The 14807-nt window shown below is 71.4% G+C and carries 14 protein-coding genes; 7 read left to right on the plus strand and 7 right to left on the minus strand.

Annotated features, from left to right (window positions below):
- Positions 1 to 58: 58 nt before the first annotated feature.
- Genes OG738_RS23940 through OG738_RS23950 form a run of 3 tightly spaced genes read right to left on the minus strand, consistent with a single transcriptional unit; the run spans position 59 to position 1874 of the window.
- The gene (locus tag OG738_RS23940; RefSeq protein WP_329044229.1) at positions 59 to 496 is read right to left on the minus strand and encodes a MarR family winged helix-turn-helix transcriptional regulator; all 438 of its coding nucleotides are present in this window, start codon (positions 494 to 496) and stop codon (positions 59 to 61) included.
- 54 nt (positions 497 to 550) lie between these two features.
- A complete protein-coding gene (locus OG738_RS23945; protein WP_329044230.1) occupies positions 551 to 1525 on the minus strand; it encodes a hypothetical protein in 975 nt (324 codons plus the stop codon).
- A 52-nt stretch (positions 1526 to 1577) separates the two neighbouring features.
- On the minus strand, positions 1578 to 1874 hold the full coding sequence (locus OG738_RS23950; RefSeq protein WP_329044231.1) for a hypothetical protein: 297 nt from the start codon (positions 1872 to 1874) through the stop codon (positions 1578 to 1580).
- Between the two features lie 56 nt (positions 1875 to 1930).
- Here OG738_RS23950 and OG738_RS23955 point away from each other — a divergent pair, with 56 nt between their 5' ends.
- Positions 1931 to 4552: a valine--tRNA ligase gene (locus tag OG738_RS23955; protein ID WP_329044232.1), complete on the plus strand. Its 2622-nt coding sequence runs from the start codon at positions 1931 to 1933 to the stop codon at positions 4550 to 4552.
- Positions 4553 to 4634: 82 nt separating this feature from the next.
- Here the strand turns inward: OG738_RS23955 and OG738_RS23960 are convergent, their stop codons facing one another.
- Positions 4635 to 5534 carry a LysR family transcriptional regulator gene (locus tag OG738_RS23960; protein WP_442875805.1) on the minus strand — a complete coding sequence of 300 codons (900 nt, stop codon included), beginning with the start codon at positions 5532 to 5534 and terminating at the stop codon, positions 4635 to 4637.
- Positions 5535 to 5608: 74 nt separating this feature from the next.
- Between OG738_RS23960 and OG738_RS23965 the strand changes: the two genes are divergently transcribed.
- Positions 5609 to 6370 (plus strand): alpha/beta fold hydrolase, encoded by a 762-nt coding sequence (locus OG738_RS23965; protein WP_329044233.1) that lies wholly within the window; start codon positions 5609 to 5611, stop codon positions 6368 to 6370.
- An 11-nt stretch (positions 6371 to 6381) separates the two neighbouring features.
- Complete coding sequence (locus OG738_RS23970; protein ID WP_329044234.1) at positions 6382 to 7158, plus strand: alpha/beta fold hydrolase; 777 nt, start codon at positions 6382 to 6384, stop codon at positions 7156 to 7158.
- Positions 7159 to 7201: 43 nt separating this feature from the next.
- On the opposite strand, the gene OG738_RS23975 is transcribed toward OG738_RS23970, so the two are convergent.
- A complete protein-coding gene (locus OG738_RS23975; RefSeq protein ID WP_329044235.1) occupies positions 7202 to 8074 on the minus strand; it encodes an SGNH/GDSL hydrolase family protein in 873 nt (290 codons plus the stop codon).
- A gap of 70 nt (positions 8075 to 8144) precedes the next feature.
- On the minus strand, positions 8145 to 8780 hold the full coding sequence (locus OG738_RS23980; protein WP_329044236.1) for a class I SAM-dependent methyltransferase: 636 nt from the start codon (positions 8778 to 8780) through the stop codon (positions 8145 to 8147).
- Between the two features lie 73 nt (positions 8781 to 8853).
- Between OG738_RS23980 and folC the strand changes: the two genes are divergently transcribed.
- Complete coding sequence (gene folC, locus OG738_RS23985; protein ID WP_329044237.1) at positions 8854 to 10509, plus strand: bifunctional tetrahydrofolate synthase/dihydrofolate synthase; 1656 nt, start codon at positions 8854 to 8856, stop codon at positions 10507 to 10509.
- Between the two features lie 35 nt (positions 10510 to 10544).
- Complete coding sequence (locus OG738_RS23990; protein ID WP_329056816.1) at positions 10545 to 10901, plus strand: DUF4233 domain-containing protein; 357 nt, start codon at positions 10545 to 10547, stop codon at positions 10899 to 10901.
- A 103-nt stretch (positions 10902 to 11004) separates the two neighbouring features.
- Here the strand turns inward: OG738_RS23990 and OG738_RS23995 are convergent, their stop codons facing one another.
- Positions 11005 to 13359, minus strand: coding sequence for a penicillin acylase family protein (locus OG738_RS23995; protein ID WP_329044239.1), 2355 nt, complete (start codon positions 13357 to 13359; stop codon positions 11005 to 11007).
- Between the two features lie 198 nt (positions 13360 to 13557).
- Here OG738_RS23995 and ndk point away from each other — a divergent pair, with 198 nt between their 5' ends.
- Together ndk and OG738_RS24005 are read left to right on the plus strand one after the other, a co-directional pair.
- Positions 13558 to 13968 (plus strand): nucleoside-diphosphate kinase, encoded by a 411-nt coding sequence (gene ndk, locus OG738_RS24000; protein WP_004561228.1) that lies wholly within the window; start codon positions 13558 to 13560, stop codon positions 13966 to 13968.
- A gap of 52 nt (positions 13969 to 14020) precedes the next feature.
- Positions 14021 to 14731, plus strand: a complete 711-nt coding sequence (locus tag OG738_RS24005; protein ID WP_329044241.1) for a maleylpyruvate isomerase family mycothiol-dependent enzyme — start codon at positions 14021 to 14023, stop codon at positions 14729 to 14731.
- Positions 14732 to 14807 lie beyond the last annotated feature (76 nt).

Below are 14807 nucleotides of genomic sequence, written 5' to 3' on the forward strand. Positions count from 1 at the left end.
TCGCGGGGGCGGTGACGGTACTCGTGAGAACGCCCTTTCTCTTACCGGCCGAGGAGGTCTAGTGCTGGGCCACGCGCTGCAGCAGCGGCAGCACGCGGGTGACGGCGTCGAGCTCGGCCGGGGACAGCTCGTCCAGCAGGGCCTGGGCCAGCCACTCGTCGCGGTTTTGGAAAACACCGCGCACGGTGTCGGTGCCGGATTCGGACAGGCTGATGACCACGCGGCGCCGGTCGGCCGGGTCGGGGGTGCGGGCGAGGTAGCCGAGCTCGTCGAGGACGCCGAGCGTGGCGGCCATCGACTGCTGCCGGACGTGCTCGGCCGCGGCCAGCTCGCCCTGGGTGGCGGGACCTTCGCGGTAGAGCCGGTTCAGCACGGCGGACTGCGACGGCGTCAGGATGCCGGCGTTGTCGACCTGGCGCAGCCGGCGGTGCAGCTGCCCGACGACCGCGCGGATCCAGCCGGCGCTCTCGGCGACGTGTGCGGGTACTTCGCCCATACACACAGTCTAGCTGTACAGTCCAGACTGTGCATCCGGATGTGACGAGAATGCTCAGTTGCAGCCGTCGAGGGTCGGCACCGGGTACTTCGGGTCGTAGTAGCCGGGCGCGTCCTGGTCCGCGCCGGTGCCCGGGCCGGTCGGCGGGTTCGCGTAGCCGGGGGCGAGGAAGCCCTCCCGGGCGGCGGCGCAGCCGACCGACGAGAACGCGCTGTGGACGTTCTCGAGCCAGAGCCCGTTGCTGCTCGCGGCGAAGGTCCGGCCGCTGCGGAGCACGTACGTCTCGTCCACGCGCAGGAAGCTGACGATCTCCGCCGGGCTCGTCAGCCCCTCCGGGTGGACGTTGTCGAAGGCGTAGGCGATCACGTACTTGGCGTCGACGGCCAGCTCACCGGGCTTGCCGCCGGGGTGCGCCGTCAGGGTGCCGAACGTGCGCGGCCCGGCGTCGAGCAGGTGGTAGCCGTCGGCGATCTCGGTCAGGTAGGAGTCGAAGCCGGCGGTGTCCTTCGTCGGCTTGCGGGCCAGCACCGCGGTCAGCTGGTCGCGCATGTCGGGCGCGACCAGGGCGAGGAACGCCTTCGGGTCGTGCCCGGTCAGTACCGCGGGATCGAGCCGGGCCGCCGAGATCACGTGCTTGACCTTGGCGTACGCGGCGGCTTCGGCGGCCCCGGCCTGGGCCGCGGTGATCCCGTCCAGGCCCTTCGGCCAGGCGTCGGCCGGGGTGTTCGCATAGGGTCGGGCGAGGTCGACGCGGGCGTACTGCGGAACGCCGGTGGGGTTCGGCGGCGCGGCGTTCTCGGCGGGCCGGCGGCCGACCAGCACGATCGCCGCGGTGGTCACGGCCAGGATCGCCACCAAGACGGCGAAGACCCACCAGCGTCGCCGGGGCTTCCGGGACGCGCGCTTCTGCTGCTTGCGGAACTGCTTGCGGTCCTTCTTCGAGCCCAGCCAGGCGTCGGTCCGCGCGTGCTTGCGCCACTCCGGATCGATCAGGTCCGGGTGCGAATCGAGCAGGTCGTCGTCGTCCACGTACTTCCCCCAAGGTCGATGCCTGATCATCGACAGCGGGGGACGAGCGTTACTAGCGGAAGAACAGGAACGGGTCCTCGTTGACGCCGACGCCCTGGATCTGGTGCACGACGATCGCCGCGGCGACCAGGACGACGACCAGCAGCAGGGCCAGCAGGCCCGGCCAGCGGCTGTGCCCCGGCTGGTGGCCGCCCGCGCGGCCCTCGCGTTTGCGGCGCTTCTTGAGATCCTTCTTCGCGCCCAGCCAGGCGTCCCGCTGGGCGTGCTTCTGCCAATCCGGGTTCATCAGGTCGGGGTGCGTCTCCAGGCGCCGGTCGTCCGGATCCTGCGGCTGCTGAGGCTGTGCCATCCCGAGTGCCTTCCCCCTGGGTGACCCGCCGTGACGGGTTCGTAGACTTGTCCATTGTGACCGAGAACGCTCCGCAGCAGACCACCGACCTTCCGGGTGCCTGGGACCCGGCCGCCGAGGAAGCCCCGATGTACGACCGCTGGGTAGCGGCCGGGTACTTCACGGCCGACGCCTCGTCGGGGAAGCCGCCGTTCTCGATCGTACTGCCGCCCCCGAACGTCACCGGCAGCCTGCACATGGGGCACGCCCTCAACCACACCCTGATGGACGCGATGAGCCGCCGCCGTCGCATGCAGGGCTACGAGGTGCTGTGGCTGCCGGGCATGGACCACGCGGGCATCGCGACGCAGAACGTCGTCGAGCGCCAGCTGGCCGGCGAGGGCCTTTCCCGCCACGACCTGGGGCGCGAGAAGTTCGTCGAGCGCGTTTGGGAGTGGAAGGCCGAGTACGGCGGCAAGATCCTCGGCCAGATGAAGCGCCTCGGCGACGGCGTCGACTGGTCGCGCGAGCGCTTCACCATGGACGAGAACCTGTCCAAGGCCGTCCAGACGGTGTTCAAGAACTTCTTCGACGAGGGCTTGATCTACCGCGCCGAGCGGATCATCAACTGGTGCCCGCGCTGCCAGACCGCGCTCTCGGACATCGAGGTCGACCACAACGACGACGACGGCGAGCTCGTCTCGATCCGCTACGGCGACGGTGACGACGCGATCGTCGTGGCGACCACCCGCGCCGAGACGATGCTGGGCGACACCGCGGTCGCCGTCCACCCGGACGACGAGCGGTACGCGCACCTGGTCGGCACCGAGGTCGAGCTGCCGCTGACCGGCCGCCGCATCCCGATCGTGGCCGACAAGCACGTCGACCCCGAGTTCGGGACCGGCGCGGTCAAGGTGACCCCGGCGCACGACCCGAACGACTTCGAGATCGGCCGTCGCCACGACCTGCCGATGCTGACGATCATGAACGAGCGCGCGGAGATCACGGTTTCGGGCCCGTTCGAGGGGCTCGACCGGTTCGAGGCGCGGCCCGCGGTGGTCGCGGCGCTGCGGGAGCTGGGCCGGATCGTCGCCGAGAAGCGCCCGTACGTGCACGCGGTCGGCCACTGCTCCCGCTGCGACACGGTCGTCGAGCCGCGGCTGTCGCTGCAGTGGTGGGTCAAGGTCGAGGAGCTGGCCAAGCTGGCCGGCGACGCGGTCCGCGACGGCCGGACGAAGATCCACCCGCCGGAGCTGGGCAAGCGGTACTTCGACTGGGTCGACAACATGCACGACTGGACGATCTCGCGCCAGCTGTGGTGGGGCCACCGGATCCCGGTGTACTACGGCCCGGACGGTGAAGTCGTGTGCGTCGGCCCGGACGAGCAGCCGCCGTCCGGCGAGGGCTGGACGCAGGACCCGGACGTGCTGGACACGTGGTTCTCGTCGGGCCTGTGGCCGATGTCGACGCTGGGCTGGCCTGCCGCTTCGGACGACCTGGCCAAGTTCTATCCGACCAGCGTCCTGTCGACCGGCTACGACATCCTGTTCTTCTGGGTCGTCCGGATGATGATGTTCGGCGTGCACCAGATGAAGGGGTCGCAGCCGTTCGACCACGTGTACCTGCACGGGCTGATCCGCGACGCTCAGGGCAAGAAGATGTCGAAGTCGCGCGGCAACGTGATCGACCCGCTGGAGTGGATGGACGCGTACGGCGCGGACGCCACCCGCTTCACCCTGGCCCGCGGCGCGAACCCGGGTGCGGACATGGCGCTGGCCGACGAGTGGGCGGCGGGCTCCCGCAACTTCTGCACGAAGCTGTGGAACGCGACGAAGTTCGCGATGATGAACGGCGCTTCGGTCGCTTCCGATCTTCCCGCTGCCGCCGACCTGACCGAGGCCGACCGCTGGATCCTCGGCCGTCTCGGCGCGTTGGTGTCCGAAGTGGACGGTCTGTTCGAGGACTTCCAGTTCGCGAAGGTGGCGGGCGCGCTCTACCAGTTCACGTGGAACGAGCTGTGCGACTGGTACCTGGAGCTGGCGAAGGTCCAGCTGTACCAAGGGGATTCCGCGCGCGTCGCGGCGACCCGTTCGGTGCTGGGGCACGTGCTCGACACGGTGTTGCGGCTGCTGCACCCGTTCATCCCGTTCATCACGGAGAAGCTCTGGACGGCGCTGACCGGCGGTTCCTCGGTGGTGGTCGCTTCCTGGCCGGTTCCTTTCGAGGGGTACGCGGACGCGGTGGCCGACACCCGGATCGCGGACGTCCAGAAGCTGGTGACGGAGATCCGCCGCTTCCGCGCGGACCAGGGCCTGAAGCCGGGCCAGAAGGTGGCGGCCCGCCTGACGGGCTATGCGGGCGGCCACGAGGAGGCGGTCCGTTCCCTGGTCCGCCTGACGGCCCCGACGCCGGAGTTCGCGGCGAGCGCGGCACTGGAAGTGGCCCTGGCGGACGCGGTGGTCACGGTCGAGCTGGACCTGTCGGGCACGGTCGACGTGGCCGCCGAGCGCAAGCGCCTGGAGAAGGACCTGGCGGCGGCGCGGAAGGAGCTGACCCAGACCGAGGCGAAGCTGGGCAACGAGGCGTTCATCGCCAAGGCCCCGGCCCCGGTGATCGACAAGATCAAGACCCGCAAGCAAACGGCGGCCTCGGACATCGACCGCATCACGGCTCGGTTGGCGGCGCTCCCGGCTTCCTGAAGTTGTGGACGAGCCCGGCACTTTCCCATGAGAGCGCCGGGTTTTGTCGTACCCCTCCGATAGCGTGGAAAACGGGGGCTGCTCAGTCGGCTTCGATCGTCCGCGCTGCTTCGATCAGGGCCACCAGTTCCGGCGTCAGCCGCCGGTCCGACGGCGTCGCCAGGTACGTCGGCATCCGCGGTGACGGGTCCACCAACGGCCGGAACACCACGCCCGGGATCGGCAGCAGGTTCGCGTGCGCCCGGTAGAACACCGTCCAATGCGGACGGCCGAAGCCGAGCGTGCCCAACGTGTCCTGCGCCGTCGTGAACTCCTTGCCCAGCACCGGCTCGAACCCCGCCTCGCGGCAGCACGACACGACCAGGTCGTGCAGCGGCTGGTTCCGCGACGGCGGGCTCAGCCGCACCGGGAGCGACGCCAGCGAGGCGAAGGAAACCTCCGCGGACGAAGCCAGGGGATGCGACGCGGGCAACGCCACCAGCACCTCGTCCGTCCACAAGGGAGTGAAGTCGAGGCCGGGTGACGGCCACGAGCCGCGCACGATGGTCGCGGAAAGCGAACCGTCGCGGACCCGCTGAAGCCGGTGTGCGGTGGGCGCGTGGACCAGCTCCAAGGAAGCCGAAGGGGAAAGCCGCGCGAACGCGCCCAGCAGGACGTCCAGCCGGTCGCCCAGGCCTTCGCTCGTGCCCAGCCGGACCAGGGGCCCGGACGGTCGGAACTCGGAAACCGAATCCGCCGCCCGGTCGGCCGCCGCCAGGACCGCTCGCGCGTGCGGCAGGAACCGCTGCCCGGCCTCCGTCAGCGACACGCTTCGCGTCGTCCGCGCGAACAGCGGGACGCCCAGCTCCCGCTCCAGCCGCCGGACCTGCTGGCTCACCGCCGGCTGGACGATGGTCAGCCGCGCCGCCGCCCGGCCGAAGTGCAGCTCCTCGGCGACCGTCACGAAGTACCTCAGCTGGCGAAGCTCCACGGACCACCCCATTCATAAGAATCCGTGATCAGTGTAGGAGCGGACTGCCCATCGAAAAGCGAGCACCCGGACACGAAGCTCGGGGCATGCCTTACTTGGACGTCAACGACACCCGGCTCCACTACGAAGACGCCGGCGACGGCCCGGCCCTGCTGTTCCTGCACGGCTGGGGAACCAGCGGCCGCGTCTGGCAAAGCTGCCTGCCCGATCTCGTGCGCGACCACCGGGTGATCACCCTCGACTGGCGCGGCTGCGGCCGCTCGGACCACCCCGCCGAGGGAAACACCATCGCCGCCATCACCGCCGACGTCGCCGCGGTGATCGAAAAGCTCGGTGCGAAGCCGACTGTCGTCGGTTCGAGTATCGGCGGGATCTTCGCGACGGAGCTGGCGCTGGCCCGGCCGGAACTCGTCACGCGCGTCGTCGCCGTCGACAGCCCGGGGTACTGGCCGAGCGCCGGTATCCGGGAAAAGGTCTACGACCTGCGGGAACGGCTCGTCGACGATCGCACCGGCACGTTCGCGGGCTGGGTGCCGAACTGGTTCGGCCCGGCCGCCGCGCCCGGGCTGGCCGACTGGACGATCCGGCAGCTGCTCGACTCCGGCGTCTACATCGACGAGCTGTTCACCGAGTGCACCACCTACGACCCGCGACCCCGGCTGGCGGACCTCACCGTCCCGATCACCTACCTGCACGGCGAACTCGACGCCGAGATCCCGCTCGAAGTCCCGCGCAGCTGCGCCGCCGCCACGCCCGGCGCCCGCGTGCACGTCCTCGCCGGCTGCGGCCACGTGCCGCACCAGGAAAACCCGCGCGCCTTCACCGCCGCCCTCCGCTCGATCGCCTGAAAGAGACGACCATGCCCGAAGTGACCGTCGACGACACCGTCGTCCACTACGACCGGACCGGGGACGGCCCCGCGCTGCTCCTGCTGCACGGCACCGCGGCCTCCCGCGAGCAGTGGGGACCGCTGACGGCGAGGGCGGGCCGCTTCACCGTCCTGGCCCCGGACTTCCCCGGCTCGGGCCGGACGACCGACCACGGCGGCCCGATCACCGTCGAGGACCTCGCCGTCCAAGCCGAAGCCGTCCTCGACCACGCGGGAGTCGACGCGGCCCACGTCGTCGGCCACTCGCTGGGCGGCGTGGTGGCGGCCCAGCTGGCCGGCACCCGTCCGCACCGCGTCCGCTCGGCCGTCCTGCACGCGGCGTGGCCGGCCACCGACACGAGGCAGGACGCCGAGTTCCGCTACTGGCTGGACCTGCTCGCGACCGGCACCTTCGCCCGCATGCTCCCGTTGATGGCCTTCGGCCCGCGCTACTGGGAGCAGGCCACCGCCGAGAGCAACGAACAGCTCGTCAAGACACTCGAGACGATGATCGAGCCCGGGACGGACCGGCAGATCGCGACGGACCGGACCGTCGACCTGCGGCCGGTCCTGCCGAAGATCACCGCGCCCGTCCTCGTGCTCGGCAGCGCGCACGACCGGCTCATCACGGCCGAGCAGCAGCGCGAGCTGGTCGCCGCGATCCCGGACGCGCGGGCCGCCACGATCGACGCCGGGCACGGCGCTCCGGCCGAGCTGCCCGCCGAGTTCGCCCGGCTGGTGCTGGACTTCGTCGCGGCACACGCCTGACCGTCGCGCCGAAGGCCGCCGTGGGCCTTCGGCGCGAACGGGGTCAGCGCAGGGACTTGAGCACGACGGCGGCCACGCCCGCCATCCCCGCCTTGAGCGGGTGGTACGCGGCCGCCTCGAAGATGTTCTGGTCCTTGCCGTTGATCCACGCCGAACCGCCGCGCGCGCACGCGTCGTGGCCGCGCGACGGGCCGAACGTGTCCACGAACTCCGCGGCGCCGTTCGCGGCCGCGTCCTCCAGCGCCTGGTTGAGATCGCTCTCCACGCGGTTCAGCCACGCGTAGTCGCCGTCGGCGAACGGCAGGATGTCGGGGCAGTAGCCCTTCTCCGGCGCGATCCGCGGGTAGCCGACGACGAGCACGCGCGCCCCTGGAGACCGCTGGTGGATCCCGGCCAGCACGGCCTCGACGCGCGGCTCGATGTTCGCCATCGCCGTCTTCACCGTGTCGACGCCGTTGCTCGTGAAGTGGTCTTCGCACGGGTTGCCGGTCGGGTCGGCCGCACGCAGGCCCGGGCAGGTCGCGGTCAAGCGGCCGAAGACGTCGAAGTCGTTGCCGCCGATCCCGAGGGTGACCAGGTCGGTGTCGATGCGCAGGGCGCCCAGCTGCGGGGCGTTGGTGCCGTTGAAGGGCACCGCCTGGGGATGGGTCATCGAGCCGGTGTCGGCGCCGGCGCAGCTGACGTCGGTGAACTCGCCGGCGTGCAGCGCGTTCGACACCACGGACGGGTAGTTCGCCGTCGACCGGCCGCAGCCGAGCGGGTCGAGCCGCTGGACCGGGATGAAGGGCCCGGAGGTGTAGGAGTCGCCGAGGGCGACGTAGTGGTGGAACCGCGGCTCCGCCGAAGCGGCGGCCGCGGTGGTGGCGAGCAGAGTGGCTGCCGAGACGACGGCGACGAGCAGCCGGGTGATGCGCATGAAGACCCCGTTCTGTTCCGGAAACGCTGCGTCCACTTCTAGCGAGCGCCGGACCGTCGGGGGACGGACTTCACCCGCCAGTCGGGTCACCGTCGCCGTGCTCACGGTAAGTGATCAGGGTGCGCCAGAACAGCAACGGCTTGACCGTGCTCCCGGGCAGCAGCCGCGCCGTCTCGCGCCGCAGCTCGGCCAGCGTCGGGTAGTCGTCGACGACCGGGGCCTTCGGGCCGTCCTCCGGGCCGCCGTTCAGCCGCTCGCCGGCGTAGACGACCAGTCGCGCCAGCGCGTTGACCGGGACGGCCGCGACCGCCTTGGCCCAGTCCGCGGGCGTGCTCGGCCGGGCCAGGCCGAGCACCACGAGCACCCCGCCCGGCACCAGTGCGCGGCGGAGCTTGGTGACCGTCCCGAACGGCATGTGGTGCAGCGACGCCAGGCACGAGATGAAGTCGTAGTGGGCTTCGGGCAGCGCGTCGGTGGTGACGTCGGCCTGCCGGTAGACGATCTCGCCCGGCCCCGGCGAACCGAGCCCCGCCGCCGCCTCGACCATCGCGGCCGAGACGTCGACCGCCTCCACCGCCATGCCGGTCGCGGCCAGCCGCCGCGCGAACCGGCCGGTGCCGCACCCGACGTCCAGCGCGATGCCCGGACCGGGCGGGAGCTGGTCCAGCAGCAGCGGGTGGTAGTGGTCGTTGTGGTTGAACGGCATGCGTCGAGAGTGCCATCCCCGGCGCACGTAGACTCGGAAGGCAAGTGCGAAACCCCAGGCCGGAGGAGAGTCAGTGCCGCAGGATGAGACAGGTCGGGAGCCGGACCTGTCGGATCTGGACAGCTTCGCGGGCGTCGACGAACTGGGGACGTCGGGCTACGAGGAGTCCGACGACCACGACCCGGAGCTGGACGTCCGCGACACCGCGTTCGAGGCGGGCGGCGGCGCGCGCGGCGGTATCGGCGGCGTCGGCCAGCTGGGCGACAACCTCGCCACCGGCCCGGTGCCCGACCTGACCGTGCCCGAGGACACCGAGCTGCACGAGCTCGACGACCAGGGCGAACCCGAGGTGTACGGCAGCCCGGACGGCCCCGAGGCGCGCCGCGAGCTGATGGCCGTCGAGGCCGAGCTGAACCAGCGCTGGCCCGAGACGAAGATCGAGCCGTCGCTGACCCGGATCTCCGCGCTGACGCAGCTGCTGGGCGAGCCGAACCGCGGCTACCCGGTGCTGCACGTCGCCGGCACCAACGGCAAGGGCTCCACGGCCCGGATGATCGACGCGCTGCTGACCCGGATGGGCCTGCGCGTCGGCCGCTACACGAGCCCGCACCTGCAGCTGGTCACCGAGCGGATCGCGCTCGACGGCGTGCCGATCTCCGCCGCGCGCTACGCCGAGCTGTGGCACGACATCGCGCCCTATGTGTCCATGGTGGACGGTGCCGCCGCGGACGGCGTCGCGATGAGCAAGTTCGAGATCCTCACCGGGATGGCGTTCGCCGCGTTCGCCGACGCGCCGGTCGAGGCGGCGGTGCTCGAAGCGGGCCTGGGCGGCGCCTGGGACGCCACGAACGTCGCGGACGCCGACGTCGCGGTCATCACCCCGATCGGCATCGACCACGTCGAGTACCTCGGCCCGGACATCCTGGGCGCGGCGCGCGAAAAGGCGGGCATCATCAAGCCCGGCTCGGTCGCGGTCATCGGCGAGCAGGACCCCGAGGTGCTGAAGGTGCTGCTCGAACGCGCCGTCGAGGTCGACGCCGCGGTCGCGCGCGCGGGCAGCGAGTTCGGCGTGCTCGAGAAGGAGGTCGCCGTCGGCGGGCAGCTGCTGAAGCTGCAGGGCCTCGGCGGTGTGTACGACGAGATCTTCCTGCCCCTGCACGGCGCCCACCAGGCTGCGAACGCCGCGCTCGCGCTGGCCGCGGTCGAGGCGTTCTTCGGTGCGGGCAAGGACCGGCAGCTGGTCGTCGAGGCCGTCCGCGAGGCGTTCGCCGAGGTCGAGACGCCGGGACGGCTGGAGCGGGTCCGCTCGGCGCCCACGGTCCTGCTCGACGCGGCGCACAACCCGCACGGCGCCCGCGCGCTGGCGGCGACCGTCGCCGAGGAGTTCGCCTTCCGCCGCCTGGTCGCGGTGGTCGGCGTGATGGCCGAAAAGGACGCGCACGGCATCCTCGATGCGCTGGAGCCGGTCGTGTCCGACATCGTCGTGACACGCAACTCGTCGCCGCGCTCGATGCCGCTCGACGAGCTGAACGAGCTGGCCATCTCGGTGTTCGGTGAGGATCGGGTGGTCGCCGAGACCGACCTGGAGACGGCGATCGAGACGGCGATCGCCCTGGTGGAGACCAACGACGACCCCGAAGAGCCGCTCGCGGGCGGCGGCGTGCTCGTCACCGGCTCGGTGGTCACCGCGGGCGAAGCACGCACGCTGTTCGGGAAGGAGCCGGCGTGAGCGAGACCGCGGAAGCGCCGAAGCCGAAGGACCCGATGAAGGGCTTCCGCGGCGTGATGTCGGGAACGCTGATCATGGAGGCGATCACGGTCGCCCTCGCGCTGCCGGTGGTGAACAAGCTCGGCGGCGGGTTCGGCACGGGCACCGGCTGGACGGTGCTGGCGGTCGCGCTGGTGCTGGTCGTGCTGTGCGGGTTCGTCAAGAAGCCGTGGGCGGTGCCGGTCATCCTGGCACTGCAGGTGGTGCTGATCGCCCTGGTGTTCTGGCTGCCGGCGATCTCCGTGCTGGGCGTGGTGTTCCTGGCGATCTGGCTGTGGCTGCTGTGGCTGCGCAAGGACGTCGCCCGCCGCATGGCGGCCGGCACCCTCGCGAGCCAGCAACCCCCGCGCTGACCCTCACGGGTGCCGGCACGCGCGCACCCGGGTGGTGAGGGCGCCAGGACCCGGGTCACCGGGCCTCGGCCCACCACGAGAACGCGCTTGCCCGGCACTAGTGCTAGCGGAGCACAACGACCCGTAGCGCGGGGGAGCGCAGGATGTCGGCTTCGCAGAAGCGTTCCTGCACCCACTCGCTCCGGCTGTAGAGCTTCGTCTGGTCGCTGAAGTACGGCGAGTTCGGGTTCGCCGACTGCGAGTACGTCAGCAACGTCGAGGAGTCCGGGCACGCGCGCCCGCGGAAGCCGACCACCTGGATGTAGCTGGACCCGTGCACGACCTCGATGTTCCCGCGCGCCGGATCCCACTGCGGCGTCATGACGTTGAGCACGCCCAGGAAGCCCTGGCTGCCGTGGATCGGGATCCGGTCGCCGGTGCGGGTGACCGCCTGGCCGTCACGCAGCCGCGCGTCCGCCGGGAGGCCCGCCGCGCGCAGGTCCGCCAGCGCGTCCCCGAACGCCGTCCGCACGTCCGGATTCGCCACGTTGAGCGTGTTCGGCGTGGTCAGCGGCGCCTTCGGGTCGAACGGCACGGTGAACCGGGCCACCCCGCCGAGCCGGCTCGCGAACCGCTCGAACAGCAGCGAGCCGCGGGTGTCGAGCGTGTACGTGTGATCCCAGCTCGCCAGCGTGGTGCACGCGTCGCCGACCGGGACCGGGCCGGACGACGACGGCGCCTGCCCGCCCGGGAACGACGCGCACAGCTTCGCCAGGTCCGCCGCCGTGAGGTCGGCGAACAGGCTGTGGTCGGCGAAGAGCATCTTCTTCATCGAGTCCGTCGTGAACTCGCCCTTTTCGGCGGTGAGCAAGGCTTCCCGCGTGCGCGGCGAACGCTCGGTGCCGAGGTCGCCGACGATGTGCGGGTAGCCGGTGATCGGTGCTTTCGCGTTGGCCAGCCAGGCGCTGTCGTTCGTGTTCAGCTCGTAGTCCCGGCGTTGCTGCTGCGGCAGCCGCGACGGCGCGAAGATGCCCGGTTCGAGCGCGCCGGGGTCGGCACCCCACTGGCACGACGACTTCGAACCGTCCAAAATGGCCAGTCCGACCTGCTCGAACGTCGCCTGCCCCAAGGGAGTGCTGCACGTCTTCGCCAGCTCGTCGGTGACGTGCGGGACGACCTGGATGTCCGCGTAGAGCGCGTTGCCCGCGCGGTCGGTGGCGATGGTGTTGACCCACGGTACGCCCTGGGTGTCGCTCAGCGCGCGGACGACGTCACCCGTGCTGTGCGCCTGGTCCAGCTCGAACCACGTGTTCAGGCCGCGCAGGTTCGTCGCGTTGGCGTCGCGCACCGCGTACGCCGACTTCGTCGTCCACGGCAGCGGAATGCCCTGGAAGTCGCCGATCACCGAGCCGTACCGCGTCGACCAGAACGTCTGGTGGGCCGGCTTCAGCGAGCCCTCGGCCTGGCGCACCTGGACGGTGACGTCCCGGGACGTCATCTTCTCCGGCTTGCCGTCGACGAGGTACGTCGTCGGGTCGCCCGCCTTCAGGGGCACCTCGAAGAAGCCGAACGTGACGGGCGTGGACACCGTGTGCGTCCAGGCCGCGTCGGCGGTGTGCCCGATCTGGACGAACGGCATCCCGAGCAGGCTCCCGCCGGCGACGTCGAACCGGCCGGGGATGGTGAGCTGGCTCTGCCAGAACCGCCGTCCGCCCTGCCACGGGTAGTGCGGGTTGCCGAGCAGGACGCTGCCCTGGCCCGCCGCGGTCGAGTCCGCGCCGATCGCGATGCCGTTGCTGCCCAGCCCGCTCCCGCCGAGCGCCGCCCGGACCTTGTCCGAGAGCTGCCCGGCCGTGCCCGGCGCCGGTGTTGCGCCGGCCGGCGGCGCGGTGAACAGGCTTTCGGTCACCACGCCCTGGCCGGCGGTGATCGCGATGGCGTAGAAGTGCCGGTAGAAGTCCTGCTCGGTGATCGGCCGGACCCACGCGGCGCCGCGGCAGGCCGGGTCGGAGATCCCGGACCGGCCGGTGCGGGCGAGATAGGCGTTGAACCCCTTGACGTAGCCCGAAACGAGCTGGCGGACTTCGGGCCGCGGCCCTTGCGGCGCGGGCTGCGCGACCAGCTTGTCGACGACGCCCGAGTCGTTGATTCGCTGGAAGAACAGGTCGCTGTGCAGGTTGCTGCCGGCTTCGGACAGCGACGGGTAGCCGCCGCCGTCCGGGCCGAGGTACTTCGACCGCTGCGCGCTCACCGTGAGGTAGATGTTCGCGAGCTCGCAGACGTTGTCGGTCGCCGCCGCGAAGCCGTACCCGTAGCCGAGCCCGGCGAAGTCCTTCGCGACGATGTGCGGGATGCCGTGCTCGGTGTAGCGCAGGACGGCCTTCCCGCCGTCTTCGCCCGCTTGCGCGATGCCGGTCCCCAGTGTGGTGATGGTGAGTGCCGCTGTCAGAACCGCCAGGCTTTTCCCGAATGGTCTCATCTGACCCCCTTGTCGTGATCGCCACGCTACCGATGGCGACGATGTGCGGACATGGGGGAAAACCCGGGAATTCCGGCACGCGCCGCCGGCCACCGGGGCGTCGCGGTGGCCGAAGAAGCCGCACCCGGAGGGCCGCTGGGCAGGGTCGGCTACGCTCACGCGCACCGACCCGCACCCGTACCAAGGAGAAACACCGTCGTGACTGAACGCACGCTGGTCCTCGTCAAGCCTGATGGCGTCGCGCGCGGCCTCGTCGGCGAGGTCGTCTCTCGGATCGAGCGCAAGGGCCTGAAGCTCGCCGCCCTCGAACTGCGGACCGTTCCGCAGGCACTGGCCGAGGAGCACTACGCCGAGCACAAGGAGCGTGCGTTCTTCGGCGACCTGCTGGAGTTCATCACCTCGGGCCCGCTGGTCGCGCTCGCCGTCGAAGGCCCGCGCGCCATCGCGGCGTTCCGCCAGCTGGCCGGCGGCACCGACCCGGTCGAGAAGGCCACCCCGGGCACCATCCGCGGCGACTTCGCGCTGGAGACCCAGTACAACCTGGTCCACGGCTCGGACTCGCCGGAGTCGGCCGAGCGCGAGCTGAAGCTCTGGTTCCCCGACCTGTGACCGGCACCGGGGCCACGCCCGCGCGTGGCCCCGGCCTGCACCCGGAGCAACCATGACGACGATGCCGTTCCCGGCCCGCGACTACCTCCCCGTGCTGCGGGAGCTGACCGGCGCGTTCGCCGAGGTCCTGCGCAGCGCCGACCCGGCCGCTCCGGTGCCCGACTGCGCCGGGTGGACGCTGGCCGATCTCGGCACGCACCTCGGGAACGTCCACCGCTGGGCCACCTCCGTCGTCATCACCGGCGAAGCGCAGCGGCAGAGCTTCGAGGACGGCCCTGGTGCCGACCTGGCGTCCTGGTACGCCGAAAGCGCGCACGGGCTCTTGGCCGCCCTGGACGCCGCGAACCCCGGCGACCGCTGCTGGCACTTCGGCGGCACCGAGAAGACCAAGGCGTTCTGGTACCGCCGCCAGGTCCACGAAACCGCCGTCCACCTCGCCGACTCGGGCAGCGCTCACGTGCTCGACCCGGCCGTGGCCGCGGACGGCGTCGACGAGGTCCTGTCCACTCTCCTGCCGCGCGTGACCCGCTGGCACGCCGTGCCCCGGCTGCCCGGCCCGGTTTCCCTGCGGGCCACCGACACCGGCGACGTCTGGACCGTCCACCCCGGCGAGCCGCCCGCGCTGGGCCCCGCCGCCGACGGCGCGACCGTCGAAGCCCCGGCCCGCGATCTCCTGCTGCGGCTGTGGAAGCGCACCGGTCCGGACCCCCGCGTCGAGGGCGCCGCCGCGGCCGCGCTGCTCGAAGCACCCCTGACCCCTTGATGGTGTTCTAGACCATTCAGGCGGCGTTCACCGGGAAGTCTTCCCCCGGCCGTGCCACTGCGCTGTGCTGGTTCGG

This window comes from Amycolatopsis sp. NBC_01488 (genome assembly GCF_036227105.1).
Taxonomy (GTDB): Bacteria; Actinomycetota; Actinomycetes; order Mycobacteriales; family Pseudonocardiaceae; genus Amycolatopsis.

Excerpts from the sequence above, each read along its gene's own strand:
- OG738_RS23940 (WP_329044229.1), bottom strand. The coding sequence starts at position 496 with ATGGGCGAAGTACCCGCACACGTCGCCGAGAGCGCCGGCTGGATCCGC.
- OG738_RS23950 (WP_329044231.1), bottom strand. The coding sequence starts at position 1,874 with ATGGCACAGCCTCAGCAGCCGCAGGATCCGGACGACCGGCGCCTGGAG.
- OG738_RS23960 (WP_442875805.1), bottom strand. The coding sequence starts at position 5,534 with ATGGGGTGGTCCGTGGAGCTTCGCCAGCTGAGGTACTTCGTGACGGTC.
- OG738_RS23965 (WP_329044233.1), top strand. The coding sequence starts at position 5,609 with ATGCCTTACTTGGACGTCAACGACACCCGGCTCCACTACGAAGACGCC.
- OG738_RS23970 (WP_329044234.1), top strand. The coding sequence starts at position 6,382 with ATGCCCGAAGTGACCGTCGACGACACCGTCGTCCACTACGACCGGACC.
- OG738_RS23975 (WP_329044235.1), bottom strand. The coding sequence starts at position 8,074 with ATGCGCATCACCCGGCTGCTCGTCGCCGTCGTCTCGGCAGCCACTCTG.
- OG738_RS23980 (WP_329044236.1), bottom strand. The coding sequence starts at position 8,780 with ATGCCGTTCAACCACAACGACCACTACCACCCGCTGCTGCTGGACCAG.
- OG738_RS23990 (WP_329056816.1), top strand. The coding sequence starts at position 10,545 with ATGAAGGGCTTCCGCGGCGTGATGTCGGGAACGCTGATCATGGAGGCG.
- OG738_RS23995 (WP_329044239.1), bottom strand. The coding sequence starts at position 13,359 with ATGAGACCATTCGGGAAAAGCCTGGCGGTTCTGACAGCGGCACTCACC.
- OG738_RS24005 (WP_329044241.1), top strand. The coding sequence starts at position 14,021 with ATGACGACGATGCCGTTCCCGGCCCGCGACTACCTCCCCGTGCTGCGG.